Below are 15,937 nucleotides of genomic sequence, written 5' to 3'. Positions count from 1 at the left end.
GCACCGCAGGCAGGGGCCGAGCAGCCCCCGCCGAAGAGCAGTCGTCAGAGCTGTTCGAGAATGCGGGCCGCACCCGAATCGACGGCCTGGCCGGGCGCGCCCTCGAGGTTGAGCTGGGCAACCTTGCCGTCTTCGACGATCATCGAGTAGCGCTTCGAACGCAGGCCCATGCCGGCAGCCGAGAGGTCGGTATCGAGGCCGATGGCGCGGGCAAAATCGCCGCTGCCGTCGGCGAGGAACTGCACCTTGCCTTCGCCTCCGCTGAAACGCGCCCACGCACCCATGACATGGACGTCGTTGACCGAGACCACCGCAATGGTGTCGACGCCGCGCGCGATGATTGCGTCATGGTTTTCGACATAGCCGGGCAGGTGGTTGTTGCTGCAGGTCGGTGTGAAGGCGCCTGGGACCGCAAACAAAACGACCTTCTTGCCAGCGAAGATCTCCTCGGTGCTGACGCTCTTGGCGCCGTCGGCGGTCATCGTCTTGAAGGTTGCCGCGGGCAGCTTTTCGCCGATCGAAATGGTCATGAATTTCCTCGTAAGCGGTGTGGTTGAATGATCCAAGATGAACGCGCACCCCAACTATCTCAGATCAGGGTTTTATCCAATGGCAGGACGGATGTAGGGAGTTGACTGCACCTTGTTCAAGGATAAGGCAAAAAACCTTCCACCGCGCCTGCTGCGCTCGTCAGCGTGTAGGGCAGGCCCTGGCCTGAGGGCTTTGTATCAGGACGTTCGAGCACCTTGACCGTAAATACCGCTTTTCCGGCTTCCACGTGGCGCTCAGGGGTGCCGAAGACGTAGCCGTCGATGCCGGCTACGAAGACGTCGATGGCCTCCGGGGCGCCCGGCGCCGTTGCCACGATCAAGACATGCTCGCCTTCACCTGCTTCCAGCGTCGCCCCGAAATCAGGCTGTGCCGAGGCGGGAAGGGCGGCAGTGGCAGCCTTGACCACGATGGCATCGCCGGGATTGTCGGGATCGGCGCCTGGGTCGACCTGGAGCCGCGCCTGAACTGGCACGCAGATCGTTTCGCAGACGCCGAGGAAGACGTTGGCGGCGATTGTCGCCGGCTCGCCGGGGGCGGGGATGGTGAAGCTGACCGGCAGGCGCACGGGATGGTCGTAGCCAGCCCATTTGGAATAACCGTCATCATGCCGCTGCGGGGCAGGGTAGGAGAACTCGGCGCCAGAAACGTTGCGGCTTGCCGAAACATCGATCTGCGGCGGCACGCCGGAATTGCCGGGATCGCGCCAATAGGTCTTCCAGCCGCGCTTGAGCTCGATGTCGAGCACGCCCTGCAGCTTGCCTGAGGCATCCGGCGCTCCTGATGTGACGAGGCGGAAACGGCCGCCTTCGGCCTCGAACCAGGCTGACGAGGACGCATGGGCCGGGGCGATGGCCAACAGCGTGGTGCCGAGGCAGATCGCGGAACTGAACGCAATTTTCATGGCGGTGATTTGATAGCCTCCCGCAGCGTCCGCAACAGGGGGCGCCAACACATCGCATCATTTTTGCGTGACGTTGCCTGTCAAAAGATGAACGCATGGTCTCGAGAGCCATCTTTCAAGACAGCCTGAAACGCGTTACCTTCTTGCCATGGACCTCATACGCCAGAAAAAGGGCGCCTCGCAGCGCGGTTTTCTCGACGATCAGTTCCTCATCGCCATGCCGGGGATGAAGGACGACAGGTTCTCGCGCGCCGTCATCTACATCTGCGCCCATAGCGACGAAGGTGCCATGGGGCTGATCATCAACCAGGTCCAGCCACTGCTTTTTCCCGACCTCCTTGTGCAACTCGGCATCCTTGACGAGCAGGAGGCGATCCGGCTGCCGATGAAGGCCAAGGACTTCATCGTCCGCAATGGCGGGCCAGTCGACCGCAGCCGCGGTTTCGTGCTGCACAGCGACGACTACAAGGTCGAATCCTCGCTGCCGGTATCGGAAGAGATCTGCCTGACCGCAACAGTCGACATCCTGCGGGCGATTTCCGCCGGACGTGGGCCGCGCCACGCGCTGATGGCGCTGGGCTATTCAGGCTGGGGCGCGGGGCAGCTTGAAAGCGAGATCGCCGAGAATGGCTGGCTGACCTGCCCGGCGACGTCGGAGCTGCTGTTCGACACCGACATCGACCGCAAATACGACCGCATCCTCGCCACGCTCGGCATCGACCTTGCGCGGCTCAGCAGTGCTGCCGGTCACGCCTGAGCAAGCGGATACTGCTCCTTCAGCATCTTCAGGGCCTGGTCGCCGGGAACCGGTGCGCCAAACATGAAGCTCTGCACATACTCGCAACCCATCTGGCGCAACTCGAGCGCATCGCTCTCATCGGAGATGCCCTCGGCGACCACCGATAGGCCGAGTTCGTGCGCCATGTTGACCATCGACTTGAGCAGCACCGCGCGCTTGGGTGAGGTGTCGTCGACAAAGCTCTTGTCGATCTTGATGGTGTCGAACGGGAAGCGGGTGAGATAGGCGAGCGACGAATAGCCGGTGCCGAAATCGTCGAGTGACAGGCCGATGCCGAGCTGCTTGAGCTTGGTCAGCACGTGGTTGGTCTGCTCGGGATTGTCCATGACCAGGGACTCGGTGAGCTCCAGGCGGAAACAGCGCGGCTTGAGATTGGCCCGGGCGATGACCGAGCGGACGTCGCTGACGAGGTCGCGGCGAATGAGCTGACGGCTCGACAGATTGACCGACACCGACAGCGGCGCATCGCTGATCTGCTTTTGCCATTCGGCCAGGTCTTCGGCGGCACGTTGCATGGCAAACAGGCCGAGCTGGACGATCAGGCCGCAACCTTCAGCAACCGGGATGAAATCACCAGGCGGGATCATGCCGCGGCGTGGGTGATCCCATCGCAGCAGCGCTTCGAAGCCGGCGACGCTGCCGTCTTCCAGCCGCACGATCGGCTGGTAGGCCAGGGTGAATTCCTTGCGCTCGATGGCACGGCGCAGGTCTGATTCAAGCTGCAGGCGATCGGTGCCGACAGTGCGGAAGGCGGGGCGGAACGGTTCGATGCGGTCGCCGCCGAAACGCTTGGCCTGGTGCATGGCAAGTTCGGCGTCCTTGACCATGTCTTCGGCTGTTGCCTGGGCCGTGGTCCAGGTGATCAGGCCGACGGAGGCGGTGAGCACGATCTCGCGCTTGGCAAAGGTGATCGGCGCCTTGATCGCCTGCTTGATGGCATCGGCCACCGCTGCGATGCGCGAGGGGTCCTGTTCCGACAGCAGCATCAGCGCGAACTGGTCGCCGGCGAAGCGCGACAGCGAATCCTTTGGCTTGAGCAGGCGGTGCAGTCGACGTGCGATGGTCAGGAGGATCGTGTCGCCGGCTGAAATGCCGAGGCCGTCATTGACCAGCTTGAAGCGGTCGATGTCGATGACGAATACCGACGGGCGCACCTTCTCTTCGGTGCGGGCGATGGAAATGATCGCCTCCAGCCGGTTCATGAACAGCTCGCGGTTGGGCAGGCCGGTCAGATTGTCATGCACGGCGTCGTGCAGCAGGCGCTCCTCGGATTTCTTCTGTTCGGTGACGTCGACCATGGTGCCGACGCAGCGGATCACTTCGCCGTCCGAGCCGATCACCGGCCGCGCCTTGAGCGAAAACCAGTGGTAGTGGCCATCGGCGCCGCGCAGGCGGAAGCTCTGCGAGACACGGCCGCGGCGGTGTTCCAACACCACGTCGAGCGTCGTGCGGAAGGTGTCGCGGTCGTCGGAGTGCAGCACCGGCAGCCAGTTGCGCGCCGCACCACCCAGGCTGTTGGGCGCGAGACCGAGCTGGATCGAGACGTCTGGACGGGTGACCACGCGGTCGCGCAGCACGTCCCAGTCCCAGACGATGTCACCCGAACCGGAGATCGCCAGCGCCTGACGTTCCATGTCGCTGAACAGGCCCTGATGCGCGCCGCCGCCGGCAAATGCATGCTGCATGACGGTGAAGCCGATCAAAAGGATGATCAGGATCAGGCCGCCGCCGAGTGCCGGTTGGACAATGTCATTGTCGAGGATGCCGGTGATCGCCATCCACGAGCCACTGAGCCAGATCAGCACCATCGCCCAACTGGGTACCAGCATGATGGCGCGGTCGTAGCCGCGAATGCTGAGATAAACGATCAGGCCAAGGCCGGTGAGCGCGGTCGCGGCAAATGAAATGCGCGCAATGCCGGCGGCAACGGCCGGGTCGATGATGGCGACGCCGGCGATGAGCAGTAGGCCGATGACCCAGACGAAGGCGCCGTAGCTGAAATGGCCGTGCCAGCGGTTGAGATTGAGATAGGCAAATAGGAATACCACGAAGGTGCCGGCGAGCGCCACCTCCGTGCCCGCTCGCCATATCTGCTCATTGCCGGGCGAGACCTCGATGACCTTGTTGAGGAAACCGAAGTCGACGCAGATATAGGCAAGCACCGCCCAGGCAAGTGCTGCTGTGGCGGGGAACATCGACGTTCCCTTGACCACGAACAGGATGGTCAAAAACAGTGCCAGCAGGCCGGCAATGCCGATGACGATGCCGCGGAACAGCGTGTAGGAATTGACCGTGTCCTTGTAGGCTTCGGGTTCCCACAGATAGACCTGCGGCAGCTTGGGCGAGGCCAGCTCGGCGATGAAGGTCACCACCGAGTTCGGGTTGAGCGTGATCAGGAACACGTCGGCATCGGGGCTAGCCTGGCGGTCGAGCGCGAAGCCTTCGCTCGGCGTGATGGCGGCGATGCGGCTTGAACCGAGGTCGGGCCAGAACAGGCCGGAACCGACGAGGCGGAAGTGCGGGGCGACGATCAGGCGGTCGATGACCTGGTCGGTGGTGTTGGCAAGCGCGAACACGGCCCAGTCACCGGTCGACCGGCGCTTGTCGTTAGCCTCGACCTCGATGCGGCGAACGATGCCATCGAGACCCGGTGCCGTCGAAACCTGGAAGTTCTCGCCCTGATTCCGGTAGATCTCGACGGCGCCGGTGAGATTGAGCGCGACGTCGTCACGTGAGATCTTGATCGGCTCCACGGCCAGCGCCTGCGACACGGCGCAGACGCTCGCGACAATGGAAACGATGAGCGCAAACAACGGCGCCAGCAGGAAATGCTTCGACAAGTTCAGGCCTTCATGGTGACAGCTTGCGGGTCGTCCGCGATCAGTGCGTAGAGGTAGTGGTCATGCCATTCGCCGTTGATCCTGAGGTAGGATCGCAAAAGTCCTTCGCGCCGGAATCCGGCTTTTTCAAGCACGCGCACCGAGCGCGTATTGTCGGGGATACAGGCAGCCTCGATCCGGTGCAACCGAAGCGTATCGAAGGCATGCCGCACCACCAGCCTGAGAGCGTCGACCATCAACCCTCGGCCGGCATAACGTTCGCCGATCCAGTAGCCGATGTGCCCGGTCTGGGCGACGCCGTAGCGTATGTTGCCGAGCGTGATGCCGCCGACGAGCTTGCCGCTTGCGTTGTCATAGATGAAGAAGGCGGCCGCCGTGCCCTGGATAAATTCGTCCTGGTAGCGGGCGAGGCGAATGCGCCAAGCCGAGCGATCCAACTCGTCGGCCGCCCAGCGCGGTTCCCACGGTTCGAGGAACGAGCGGCTCTCAGCACGCAACGCGACCCATTCGTGATAGTCGCGCCAGTTTGGCATGCGCAGGTTGACGCGTTCGCCTTTCAGTGCCGGGGTGTCGCGGCGAAAAAGCGAGAGCGAAAACATGCGTGCAAAAGCTGCTCAGACGGCGAGCTTGCGGGCGGTCGCCTGTGCGCCCGGCAGCGAGTCCAGGATCGATTCGTAAGGCGCAAGCGTACCGACGGGACCGACGGCGGTGATCGTCGGGCGGGTTGAAAACAGCCGCGATGACAGGTCGGTCAGGCGCTCGACGGTGAGCGCGGACAGGCGCTCCATCAGCTCTTCCTTGGCGATCGGGCGGCCGAACAGCAGAAGCTGGCGGGCGATCTGCGAGGCGCGGCTGGAGCAGCTTTCGGCCGACATGATGAGGCCGGCGCGATATTGCGCGCGGGCACGGTCGAGCTCTTCGAGCAGGATGTTTTCGCCGGTTCGCTGCAATTCGTTGATGATCACCGGGATCAGCTCGGCGATGTCGCTCTGACCGGTGGCGGCGTGGATGCCGAAAATGCCAGTGTCGGAGAAGCCCCAATGGAAGGCATAGACCGAGTAGCACAGGCCGCGCTTTTCGCGCACTTCCTGGAACAGGCGCGACGACATTCCGCCGCCGAGAATCATCGACAGCACCTGCGAGGCGTAGAAGTCACGCACATGATAGGCGCGGCCTTCGAAGCCGAGCACGATCTGCGCGTCCATCAGGTCGCGGTCCTCGCGGAAGTCACCGCCGACATATTGCGCGTATTGCGGGATTGCGCTTTCGGCCTTGGGGCGGAAATTGCCGAGCCGCTTTTCAACGTGGCGGACGAATTCGTCATGTTTGACGTCGCCGGCAGCGACCACGACCATGCGTTCGGCGCCATACTGGCGGGTCATGAAATCGTGCAGCTGTGCCGAGGTGAACGACTGCACCGTCTCGGGCGTGCCGAGAATCGAGCGGCCGATGGTCTGGTGGCGGAAGGCGGTTTCGGTGAAGCGGTCGAACACGATGTCGTCGGGCGTGTCGTGAGCAGCGCCGATTTCCTGCAGGATGACATGCTGTTCGCGCTCGAGCTCGTTCGGATCGAACTCGGAATCCTGGAGGATGTCCGAAAGGATGTCGACCGCCAGCGGAACATCGTCGGCCAGTACGCGGGCATAAAAGGACGTCGTCTCGACCGATGTGGCGGCGTTGATTTCGCCGCCGACATTTTCGATTTGCGATGCGATCTGGAAGGCAGTCCGGTTCTTGGTGCCCTTGAACGCCATGTGCTCAAGCAGATGAGCCATGCCGTGCTCGTCATCGCGCTCGTTGCGCGCGCCTGACTTGACCCATGTCCCGAGAGCTACAGTCTCTACGCTTGGAAGTGTTTCAGTGGCCACTGTCAGGCCGTTCGACAGACGGCTTACCTCAACACCCATTAAGCGTACTCCCTAACCCGCCGCTCGTGTGCGGCGGCTAATGTAATCTTCCACCATTTTTATCTCTGATGGAAGTACCGTGAACTTTTCCTTACGTTCCATCAGCCCGGACAACCATTTTGGCAAAGCGGGCTCGATGCCGCAGGCTGCATTCACCGCAGCCGGGAACTTTGCCGGATGAGCGGTGGCCAGCACCACCATCGGCACATCGCTTTTGGGCAGGCCTGAAGCAACATGGACGGCGGTTGCGGTGTGTGGGTCGAGCAGGTAGGCGCTCTTTTCAAGCGTTGCGCGGATGGTCGCCGCGGTTTCGTCCATATCGGCGCGGCCGGCGCCGAATTCGCCGCGGATGCTGGCCAGCGCCTGCGCTTCGATGGTGAAGGCGCCCGACTGTTTGAGGCTGGCCATGTAGCGGCGCACCACTGCGGGATCGCGGTCGGATGCTTCGAACAGCAGGCGCTCGAAGTTGGACGACACCTGGATATCCATCGACGGCGAAGTAGTCGCCACAACGCCGGTCTGGCGGTACTCGCCGCTCTTGAGCGTACGCGCCAGAATGTCATTGTCGTTGGTGGCGATGACCAGCTGGTCGATCGGCAGGCCCATTTTCTTGGCGGCATAACCGGCGAAGATGTCGCCAAAATTGCCGGTCGGCACGGTGAATGACACAGACCGGTCAGGCGCGCCGAGCGAGATCGCAGAAGAGAAGTAATAGACGATCTGGGCCATGATGCGGGCCCAGTTGATCGAGTTCACGCCAGACAGCTGGACGCGGTCGCGGAAGCCGTGATCGTTGAACATGTCCTTCACCAGGCCCTGGCAGTCGTCGAAGTTGCCTTCGATCGACAGCGCATGCACGTTGGCTGCCGAGGACGTTGTCATCTGGCGCTGCTGCACCGGCGAGACGCGGCCATGCGGGAACAGGATGAAGATGTCGGTGCGTTCGCGCCCGGCAAAAGCCTCGATCGCAGCGCCGCCGGTGTCGCCCGAGGTGGCGCCGACGATTGTCGCGTGCTGGCCGCGTTCGGCAAGTACGTGATCCATCAGTCGCGCCAGCAACTGCATGGCGACGTCCTTGAAGGCGAGGGTAGGACCATGGAACAGCTCAAGCACGAAGCTGTTGGCGCCGGTCTGGACCAGCGGGCACACCGCTTCATGGCGGAAGGTGCCATAGGCCTCGCGCACCAGGGCCTTGAAGACGTCGGGTTTGATTTCGTCACCGAGGAACGGGGTCAGGAGTTTGATTGCGAGATCGGGATAGCTGAGGCCGCGCATGGCGCGGATTTCAGCGGCGCTGAAAGTCGGCCACTCCGCCGGAAGGTAGAGGCCGCCGTCGCGGGCAAGGCCGGCAAGTACAGCATCAGAAAATCCGAGCGTGGGCGCTTCCCCACGGGTGCTGACATAGTGCATATCTGTCCAATCCAAGGCGATGCGACCTGCTGCCTGTCGGCAGGACGGGAAAACTGCGCTCCGTCAGTCGCATTTTTGCCGCGCGGTTGATATAGAACGACTGCTTTGCGAGAGGGAAGTGCAGTTCATGGTGTTTCGTTTGATCGACGGCCGTTTTCTGACGGCTTTGGCGACCGCCGGCTTTATGCTCGCCGTCACAGGCTGCCAATCAGGCGGCAGCGGCAGCTTTTTAAGTCCTACTCCGAAGGATCCCAAGCAGGTTGCTGCCGACGAAGGCAAGATCCTGGCCAGCGAACTGCTCGCCTATTGCCCGAATGTCACGCTGCGCGACGGCACGGCATTCTTCAACAGCTACGCCAAGGGCGGCCAGGATGATCCGGCCAAGCTTGTGCATCAGTCGGCGATCACCGATGTCACCCGCAGCTGCACGCGCGCCGACGGCACCATGACCATCAAGGTCGGCGTTGCCGGCAAGGTGGTGGTCGGTCCTGCCGGCGGTGCTGGCGCGATCACCATGCCGATCCGCGTTGCGGTGACCCGCGGTGAAGAGGTACTTTACTCCGAACTGCACAAGAACGCCGTGCAGGTAACCGATCCGGCGACGGCGACGCAGTGGGTGTTCACCGTCCCGAACATCACGATTCCCAACCCGACCGCGCGCGACATCGTGATCTATGTCGGCTACGACGAAGGTCCGGCCAAGAAGCCCGCGAAGAACTAGCGCCTGTTCATCCCGATTGAATCGGAATCGGGCTTCAGGATGCTCTAGGCCGGCGCCGCGTCAGGCGGCGTTTCGCCCCTGGCGCTCCCTGACCAGTGCTTCGACCAGCATGTCGACTTCGGCTTCGGCCTTTTCGATCGACGCCCGCAGCCGGGCGTCGGCAAACTCATCGAACTCGACCGCCACCGACCTGATGTCGGTTATGCCGATATAGTTGAAGGCCGTCGCAACGCTTGCTTCGACGTGGTTCAGCGCCTCGATCCTGCCGCCCTTGCCATAGCCATGGTCGCCGCGCGACGACAGGATGACCAGCGTCTTGCCGGCATTGGCCAGCAGCGGCCAGTAGGGATCACCAGCGCGCGACCTGTCGAAACCGAAGGTGCGTCCGACCCGCACGATGTTGTCGATCCAGGCCTTGAACTGCGCAGGGGCCGCGAAATTGTACATCGGCACGCCGGCAACGATGATGTCGGCTGCCAGCAACTCATCGACCAGCACGTCGCTTTCGCCGAGCGTTTCGGTCATCCAGGGCAGTCGCTGTTCCGGCTTGGTGAAAGCGGCGTGGATCCAGTTGCCGGTCACCGGCCGTGGTGGCTGCTGACCAACGTCGCGGTAGACGATGCTGGCGTCTCCGCCATGCGCCTCGCGCCATCTCAGTGCAAAGCGTTCGCTCAGGCGGCGGCTGTGCGATCCGAACGGATTTTCAGCTGAAGAATGCGGGCGGGCGCTTGCATCGATATGCAGGATGTTGGTCATTTCAAATTATCCCATAAGGTAGGTGAATTCATGCGAATGCGCGCGATCCTTTGAGGTATCGATTGCGTTCCACATGAAAGTAATGGGTGATAGGCTGGACGGCGAAATCGAATTCGTCATGCAATGGATGAGGTCAGTTCATGCGTCGCCAATTACCGCCGCTCGCGACGCTGCGCGCGTTTGAAGCCGCCGCCCGTCATGCGAGCTTCAAGCACGCGGCCGAGGAACTGGGCGTCACGCCGACGGCTATCAGCCACCAGATCCGGCTGCTGGAGGAAACGCTTGCGCTGAGGTTGTTCGATCGCCGCACCAGGCAGGTGGTACTGACACGCGAAGGGCGTGAACTCTATCCGGTGTTGCGCGACGGCTTTGATGCGTTTGCCGAAGCGCTCAACCGCATTTCGGAAAAGCGCCGCAGCGTGGTCACGCTTTCTGCGACGACCTCATTCACTGCGCGCTGGCTGGTACCGCGTGTGGCATCGTTTCGCGCGCGGTATCCGCATGTCGATCTTAGCCTGCATGCCTCGGATGATCCTGTCGACTTCGGCACCGGCATCGCCGATGCAGCCGTGCGTTATGGGCGTGGACCTTATCCGGATCTCAATTCGACATGGCTGATGGCCAACCGTTTCGCGCCGGTGTGCAGCGCGCGCCTCGGTTTGAAGACGCAGGAAGATTTGCGGCATGTCACGCTGCTTCATTCCAGATGGCGGCATCCGAACGCCGACACGCCGACCTGGCGCCGGTGGTTCGACGCGGTCGGCATGCAGGGCATCGACACTGATGCCGGCATCAGCTTCAACGATGACGGGCATGCCGTGCAGGCGGCCGTTGCCGGCCAGGGCGTTGCGCTGCTCAGTCTCGTGCTCGTCGCCGACGATCTGGCATCAGGGGTTCTGGTCCAGCCGTTCGAGCACGTCATTGACGGCTACGACTTTCATCTCGTCCATCCCAAGACAGCGCGGCCCGAGGTTCGCATGCTGAGCGAATGGCTACTCGATGCGCTGTCCCAGGAGCGTTGACGGGCTCGATGACGGTCAGCTGTCCTTGTGGCGCTGGTAATAGCGCGCGACGCGAACGCGATTGCCGCAACGCGCTGCCGCGCACCAGCGCCGGCGCGGGCTTGCTGGCAAAAACAGCATGGTGCAGTCCTCGGCTTCGCATTTGCGGATGCTGGCGACGGCGGGATCGGTAAGCACATTCGCCACCGCTTCCGCCAGGCAGGCGGCGAGATCGGCGATGACCGAACCGGTGCGCCGTGGCAGCGCTGCCATCGACGTTCCGTTCCACTGAAGCTCAAGATGCAGCGGGGCTGCTTCCAGCGCCTGGTTGAGCCCGCGCAGGGTTGAGGTGGGTGGCGTCCTGCCTTGCCGGACGTGGTCGATGGCGCTGGTGGCGCATTCGCGCACCGCCTGGATCAGGGCAAGGTCGGCCTGCGAGATCGTTGCCAGCGCATCGCCGCCAAAATCCTGCAACCGTTCTGCCTCCAGCGCGATCCATGCCCGCAAGCCGGCCGGCGTCGCCAGATGGTCGACGCTGTCGGCTCCGCTGCGGGCGCGCGTATTGACCAGATCAAGCCCAAGCGGCTCGCCGGTCAGCGGCGTGATATCTGCATTCATGCTAACTCCAAAAAATACAATTGACACATTAGTCAATTTGCCGGATGTTGCTAATGCATAAACATACATCAAAGGCATGTGAAATGACAATCCAGGCATTCCCTCGCGTGATCCATCGCTATCTCGACGTCGATGGTGTGCGCATCTTCTATCGCGAGTCGATCCCGGCCGAGGCCGGCCAGGGCGCGCCTGTGCTGCTGTTGCTGCACGGCTTCCCGTCGGCTTCGCATCAGTTTCGTCGCCTGATCGACGCCGTTGGCAACCGCTACCGGGTGATCGCGCCTGATTACCCGGGGTTTGGCCATAGCGAGGTGCCGTTGCCGGCAAGCGCGGGCGGGACCTTTGCCTACACCTTCGACCAGCTTGCCGACACGATGGAAGGGTTTGTCAAAGGGTTGGGGCTGGACCGCTTCGTGGCTTATCTGTTCGATTTCGGCGCGCCTGTCGGCTTTCGCCTGGCTACGCGGCATCCCGAATGGTTCGCCGGGCTGATCGTCCAGAACGGCAATGCCTATCAGGAGGGGCTGTCGGACGGCGCGCGCGACTTCATCGCGCTCAGGCGTGAGCAGCCGAATGCCGAGCAGACGATATACGATCTGCTGACCCTTTCGGGCACGCGCTTCCAGTATGAAAGCGGTATCGACAACCCGGAACTGCTGGCACCGGATGGCTGGACGCTCGATCAGCATTTCCTCGATCTGCCTGGCCGCAAGCAGCCGCAGGTCGATCTGGCGTTCGACTATCACAGCAACGTCGCGCGCTACGACGAATGGCAGGACTGGTTGCGGCAACATCAGCCTTCGACACTGATTGTCTGGGGCAGGGGTGATCCCTTCTTCCCCGAACCGGGTGCCCAGGCCTATCTCCGCGATGTGCCCAGCGCGGAACTGCACCTGTTCGATACCGGGCACTTCGCGCTTGAGGAAAACCTGCCCGAAATCGCGCCACTGATCGCCGATTTCATCGATCGGATCTGGCGCGCGGACAATTAGTCAGGCCGGTGCCGACGCGAGAAGTTGAGCCAGCCTCGCCGTCGCCGTGTCGATTCCGTAGGTCGCCAGGCAGCGCTCGCGCAGGGCGTTTGCTTTGTACTGGAAACTATCGGGGTTCGAGATGACCTCGTCCAGCAGTTGGGCAAGCGCCGAGACGCTGCTCGGGTTGAAAAAGGTGGCCAATCCGCCTGATATTTCGTGGAAGACCGGCAGGTCTGAACAGATCACGGGTAGGCCGAACAATGCGCCTTCGACGATGGGAATGCCGAAGCCTTCGCTCAGGCTTGGAAAAACGAGGGCCACGGCCGAACGCAATAACTCGGTCTTCTCGGTTTCCGTGATCTGACCAACGAAGCGGACATTCGAATGGGCGTCTGGATAGCGGCTGGCCGCGACGTTGCCGATGATCACCAGATCGGCCCTGTCGCCCACACGGGCAAAGGCTTCGAGCAGAAGGGGGATGTTCTTGCGTGGCTCGTCGGAAAGGATCGAGACGACTGTTGGTCGTTCGGCTTTCGGCGTCTGGTTTGCGGCCGCTGAGGCCGCCAGCAAATCGGGCCGGATAACCGGAGAAAAGACTGACGAGGGCCGTGCGGCATGGTTGGGGAAGCGTTGGCCGAATTCATTTTCTGTTGCGGCCGACACGAAGATCAACTCGGTTGCCTGTTCAAGCGCGGTTTTGAGCTTCTGGTCGAAGGCTAGTCTGTAGCGCCCCGAGAGCTCGTCGAGCGGAATGAGGTCGTGGATGACGAGCGCGACCCGGGCGCCTTGGTCGGTAACTGGATGCGCGTGGTGAAACGCGTCCATCACGACAATATCGAAACCTCGCGCGTCGACGATCGGGGGCGCCAAACCGTAGGATGCCCGCAAGGTGCTGTCGCTGTAGAAGCGTGCGACGGGCATGAAGGCATCGATCCAGGCCAGGTGTGGCGCGGCAAGTGGCGGGGCTGTGATGCCTGACGTGACGACGTTGCGCACTGGCGACTGGCCAAGCGCCGCAGGGCGCGTGCGCTCCAGCAGCGACTGGATGTATTTGACGTAGAGATGCTTCCAATGCGGCTTATGGCGGATCGCGCCATCGACAGTGCCTTCGACAAGGAAGCGAACAAGCTGCTCAGGCGATGACGTCGTGGCTTCGGGCGTCTCGACGAGCAGCGTCGTTTCGACACCAAGGCGCTTGCAGCAGGCAAGGAGCCCGGCACTGTAGTTGAGAATGCCGCGTGCCGGCGTCGGCGTGCCCACGCTTTCGCTGATGAGCAACAGCCGCTTGGTCATAACGCGACCGCGCGAACTACGCGTGCTCCGACCACATGCTGAGTGCTTCGAGCACGCCGCCAAGATCGTACCAGCGGCGAATCACTGTTTCAGCACCAGCTTCGGTCAGCATGTCGGCATGGCCGGGATAACTGTGCGCACCGCCGGTGAAGCCGATGACGCGCATGCCGGCGGAAACCGCACCTGCGATGCCATGCACCGAATCCTCGATGACGAAGGTTTTGGCCGGACTGGCGCCATAGGTATTTGCGGCGTGCAGGAAGACGTCGGGCGACGGCTTCGGCTTCTTGGTCGGTGTTTCCAGCGCCGAAAAGATGCGGCCCTTGAACAGCGGCAGGATGCGGGTGCGCTCAAGCATCATCTCGATGCGCTCGCTGGTCGAATTGGAGCAGATGCAGCGCGGCGTCGTGACGGCTGCGACCGCCTCGTGGACGCCGTCGATGGCACGCACATCTGTCTTCAGCTTGCGGTCGACGAGTTCCTCGGCATGGCTGATCAGCGAGGCCTGGAAGGGGATGGCCGCCTTCTCCTCGATCTTCAGCATGATGTCCTTGAAAGTCAGCCCGGCATAGCTTTCGGCGATCTCTTCGGCTGATATCTCGAAGCCGGCCGATGTGAGGAGCTCCGCTTCGACGCGGGCGGCGATGATTTTCTGAATCGACGAGCACGCCGTCGCAATCGAATATCACTAGGTCTGGATGGGTCATGACGGTCCGGAAACTGGGGCGGCGCCAAGGGCGCTGGCGGAAAAGTTCAAGGCGCGGCGATTACACCATTCTGGCCCGATCCGCAAATTAGAACGCCCGCTTCATCAATTGTTTACGCTGATCGGTAACCATAACGGCGAGTAAATTGTAACGCGTCATCCCGGGTATCAGAATGTCAGCAGTGCGTCCTCTCGACCAGCTTTCCCGCACGCCCAAGCCGTCCGAATGGCTCGACACCATCATCAAGGGCGATTGCGTCGCGGCACTCGACAAGCTGCCGGCCAATTCGGTCGACATCATTTTCGCCGACCCTCCCTACAACCTCCAGCTTGAGGGCGACCTGCATCGTCCGGACCAGTCGAAGGTCGACGCGGTCGACGATCACTGGGACCAGTTCGAGAGCTTCGCCGCCTACGATGCATTCACCCGCGCCTGGCTGCTTGCCGCCCGCCGCGTGTTGAAGCCCAACGGCACGATCTGGGTCATCGGCTCGTATCACAACATCTTCCGTGTCGGCGCGACGATGCAGGATCTCGGCTTCTGGATCCTCAACGATGTCGTCTGGCGCAAGACCAACCCGATGCCGAATTTCCGCGGTCGTCGTTTCCAGAACGCCCATGAGACGATGATCTGGGCTTCGCGCGACCAGAAGGGCAAGAACTACACCTTCAACTACGACGCGCTGAAGGCGTCCAACGACGACGTCCAGATGCGCTCGGACTGGTTGTTTCCGATCTGCACCGGCGGCGAGCGCCTCAAGGACGACGACGGCAACAAGCTGCATCCAACGCAGAAGCCGGAAGCACTGCTCGCCCGCATCATGATGGCCTCGACCAAGCCCGGCGACGTGGTCCTCGATCCGTTCTTCGGCTCGGGCACGACGGGTGCTGTTGCCAAGCGTCTTGGCCGCCACTTCGTCGGCATCGAGCGCGAGCAGGCCTATATCGACGCCGCCAATGAGCGCATCGCTTCGGTGCGGCCGCTCGATGGTCCGTCGCTCACCGTCTTGACCGGCAAGCGTGCCGAGCCACGCGTCGCTTTCGGCAGCCTGCTCGACATGGGCCTGCTGGCGCCTGGCACGACGCTCTACGACGCCAAGAAGCGCTGGTCGGCAAAGGTTCGCGCCGACGGCACGCTGGCGAGCGGCGACACTGCCGGATCGATTCACCGTGTCGGTGCCGCGGTCCAAGGGTTCGATGCCTGCAACGGCTGGACCTTCTGGCACTATGAGCGGGCCGGGGGCCTGACCCAGATCGACGAACTGCGCCGGATCGTCCGCGTCGGCATGGAAAAGGCGGGCGCCTGAGAGATCAACCACGCGCCGGGCTTGAGAAAGCACCGGCGCGCTGGTTCAGGCATCGTCTGTAGCGCGCTCTGGACCTTCTGAGCTTATCCTCATCCTGTCATAGAGTTTGAATTCCGGCAGCCAACCTAGCCAGTCCGGATTTCGCAGATCGG

At 62.5% G+C, this 15,937-nt stretch carries 14 protein-coding genes and 1 pseudogene; 5 read left to right on the top strand and 10 right to left on the bottom strand.

The features are described from left to right. Positions 1-44: 44 nt before the first annotated feature. Together ACHMW7_RS22590 and ACHMW7_RS22585 are read right to left on the bottom strand one after the other, a co-directional pair. Positions 45-530: a peroxiredoxin gene (locus tag ACHMW7_RS22590; protein ID WP_395447686.1), complete on the bottom strand. Its 486-nt coding sequence runs from the start codon at positions 528-530 to the stop codon at positions 45-47. A gap of 116 nt (positions 531-646) precedes the next feature. Next, positions 647-1,453 carry a protein-disulfide reductase DsbD domain-containing protein gene (locus tag ACHMW7_RS22585; protein ID WP_395447685.1) on the bottom strand — a complete coding sequence of 269 codons (807 nt, stop codon included), beginning with the start codon at positions 1,451-1,453 and terminating at the stop codon, positions 647-649. 148 nt (positions 1,454-1,601) lie between these two features. Between ACHMW7_RS22585 and ACHMW7_RS22580 the strand changes: the two genes are divergently transcribed. Beyond that, entirely contained in the window at positions 1,602-2,210 is a 609-nt protein-coding gene (locus tag ACHMW7_RS22580; RefSeq protein ID WP_395447684.1) for a YqgE/AlgH family protein, read from the top strand. Here ACHMW7_RS22580 and ACHMW7_RS22575 read toward each other — a convergent pair. The 4 genes from ACHMW7_RS22575 to thrC are packed head-to-tail and all read right to left on the bottom strand — an operon-like array spanning position 2,201 to position 8,409. Then, positions 2,201-5,092 (bottom strand): EAL domain-containing protein, encoded by a 2,892-nt coding sequence (locus tag ACHMW7_RS22575; RefSeq protein WP_214387505.1) that lies wholly within the window; start codon positions 5,090-5,092, stop codon positions 2,201-2,203. The two genes, ACHMW7_RS22580 and ACHMW7_RS22575, sit on opposite strands and share 10 nt — an antisense overlap. Before the next feature lie 2 nt (positions 5,093-5,094). After that, on the bottom strand, positions 5,095-5,691 hold the full coding sequence (locus tag ACHMW7_RS22570) for a GNAT family N-acetyltransferase (protein WP_395447683.1): 597 nt from the start codon (positions 5,689-5,691) through the stop codon (positions 5,095-5,097). A gap of 15 nt (positions 5,692-5,706) precedes the next feature. After that, positions 5,707-6,999, bottom strand: a complete 1,293-nt coding sequence (locus tag ACHMW7_RS22565; protein WP_395447682.1) for a M16 family metallopeptidase — start codon at positions 6,997-6,999, stop codon at positions 5,707-5,709. A gap of 12 nt (positions 7,000-7,011) precedes the next feature. Continuing rightward, on the bottom strand, positions 7,012-8,409 hold the full coding sequence (gene thrC, locus ACHMW7_RS22560; RefSeq protein WP_395447681.1) for a threonine synthase: 1,398 nt from the start codon (positions 8,407-8,409) through the stop codon (positions 7,012-7,014). Between the two features lie 127 nt (positions 8,410-8,536). Here thrC and ACHMW7_RS22555 point away from each other — a divergent pair, with 127 nt between their 5' ends. Then, positions 8,537-9,130, top strand: coding sequence for a hypothetical protein (locus ACHMW7_RS22555; RefSeq protein ID WP_395447680.1), 594 nt, complete (start codon positions 8,537-8,539; stop codon positions 9,128-9,130). A 60-nt stretch (positions 9,131-9,190) separates the two neighbouring features. Here the strand turns inward: ACHMW7_RS22555 and ACHMW7_RS22550 are convergent, their stop codons facing one another. Further along, positions 9,191-9,886 carry an FMN-dependent NADH-azoreductase gene (locus ACHMW7_RS22550; protein WP_395447679.1) on the bottom strand — a complete coding sequence of 232 codons (696 nt, stop codon included), beginning with the start codon at positions 9,884-9,886 and terminating at the stop codon, positions 9,191-9,193. A gap of 140 nt (positions 9,887-10,026) precedes the next feature. On the opposite strand from ACHMW7_RS22550, the gene gcvA reads away from it, so the two are divergent. Beyond that, positions 10,027-10,908 carry a transcriptional regulator GcvA gene (gene gcvA, locus ACHMW7_RS22545; RefSeq protein ID WP_395447678.1) on the top strand — a complete coding sequence of 294 codons (882 nt, stop codon included), beginning with the start codon at positions 10,027-10,029 and terminating at the stop codon, positions 10,906-10,908. Between the two features lie 15 nt (positions 10,909-10,923). Here the strand turns inward: gcvA and ACHMW7_RS22540 are convergent, their stop codons facing one another. Further along, positions 10,924-11,505 (bottom strand): CGNR zinc finger domain-containing protein, encoded by a 582-nt coding sequence (locus ACHMW7_RS22540; RefSeq protein ID WP_395447677.1) that lies wholly within the window; start codon positions 11,503-11,505, stop codon positions 10,924-10,926. A 191-nt stretch (positions 11,506-11,696) separates the two neighbouring features. On the opposite strand from ACHMW7_RS22540, the gene ACHMW7_RS22535 reads away from it, so the two are divergent. Continuing rightward, positions 11,697-12,497 (top strand): alpha/beta fold hydrolase, encoded by an 801-nt coding sequence (locus tag ACHMW7_RS22535; RefSeq protein WP_395447676.1) that lies wholly within the window; start codon positions 11,697-11,699, stop codon positions 12,495-12,497. Here the strand turns inward: ACHMW7_RS22535 and ACHMW7_RS22530 are convergent, their stop codons facing one another. Together ACHMW7_RS22530 and ACHMW7_RS22525 are read right to left on the bottom strand one after the other, a co-directional pair. Then, entirely contained in the window at positions 12,498-13,772 is a 1,275-nt protein-coding gene (locus tag ACHMW7_RS22530; RefSeq protein WP_395447675.1) for a glycosyltransferase family 4 protein, read from the bottom strand. A gap of 16 nt (positions 13,773-13,788) precedes the next feature. After that, a pseudogene (locus ACHMW7_RS22525) lies at positions 13,789-14,479 on the bottom strand (HAD family hydrolase). 172 nt (positions 14,480-14,651) lie between these two features. Between ACHMW7_RS22525 and ACHMW7_RS22520 the strand changes: the two are divergent. Next, positions 14,652-15,785 (top strand): site-specific DNA-methyltransferase, encoded by a 1,134-nt coding sequence (locus ACHMW7_RS22520; RefSeq protein ID WP_395447674.1) that lies wholly within the window; start codon positions 14,652-14,654, stop codon positions 15,783-15,785. Positions 15,786-15,937 lie beyond the last annotated feature (152 nt).

Origin of the sequence: Aminobacter sp. UC22_36 (assembly GCF_044056035.1) — a bacterium.
Taxonomy (GTDB): domain Bacteria; phylum Pseudomonadota; class Alphaproteobacteria; order Rhizobiales; family Rhizobiaceae; genus Aminobacter.
Note: the sequence above shows the minus strand (reverse complement) of the source record. Positions and strands in the feature narration are given on the sequence as shown.

Coding starts and splice junctions, on each gene's coding strand:
- ACHMW7_RS22590 (WP_395447686.1), bottom strand. CDS start 530: ATGACCATTTCGATCGGCGAAAAGCTGCCCGCGGCAACCTTCAAGACG.
- ACHMW7_RS22585 (WP_395447685.1), bottom strand. CDS start 1,453: ATGAAAATTGCGTTCAGTTCCGCGATCTGCCTCGGCACCACGCTGTTG.
- ACHMW7_RS22580 (WP_395447684.1), top strand. CDS start 1,602: ATGGACCTCATACGCCAGAAAAAGGGCGCCTCGCAGCGCGGTTTTCTC.
- ACHMW7_RS22570 (WP_395447683.1), bottom strand. CDS start 5,691: ATGTTTTCGCTCTCGCTTTTTCGCCGCGACACCCCGGCACTGAAAGGC.
- ACHMW7_RS22565 (WP_395447682.1), bottom strand. CDS start 6,999: ATGGGTGTTGAGGTAAGCCGTCTGTCGAACGGCCTGACAGTGGCCACT.
- thrC (WP_395447681.1), bottom strand. CDS start 8,409: ATGCACTATGTCAGCACCCGTGGGGAAGCGCCCACGCTCGGATTTTCT.
- ACHMW7_RS22555 (WP_395447680.1), top strand. CDS start 8,537: ATGGTGTTTCGTTTGATCGACGGCCGTTTTCTGACGGCTTTGGCGACC.
- ACHMW7_RS22550 (WP_395447679.1), bottom strand. CDS start 9,886: ATGACCAACATCCTGCATATCGATGCAAGCGCCCGCCCGCATTCTTCA.
- gcvA (WP_395447678.1), top strand. CDS start 10,027: ATGCGTCGCCAATTACCGCCGCTCGCGACGCTGCGCGCGTTTGAAGCC.
- ACHMW7_RS22540 (WP_395447677.1), bottom strand. CDS start 11,505: ATGAATGCAGATATCACGCCGCTGACCGGCGAGCCGCTTGGGCTTGAT.
- ACHMW7_RS22530 (WP_395447675.1), bottom strand. CDS start 13,772: ATGACCAAGCGGCTGTTGCTCATCAGCGAAAGCGTGGGCACGCCGACG.
- ACHMW7_RS22520 (WP_395447674.1), top strand. CDS start 14,652: ATGTCAGCAGTGCGTCCTCTCGACCAGCTTTCCCGCACGCCCAAGCCG.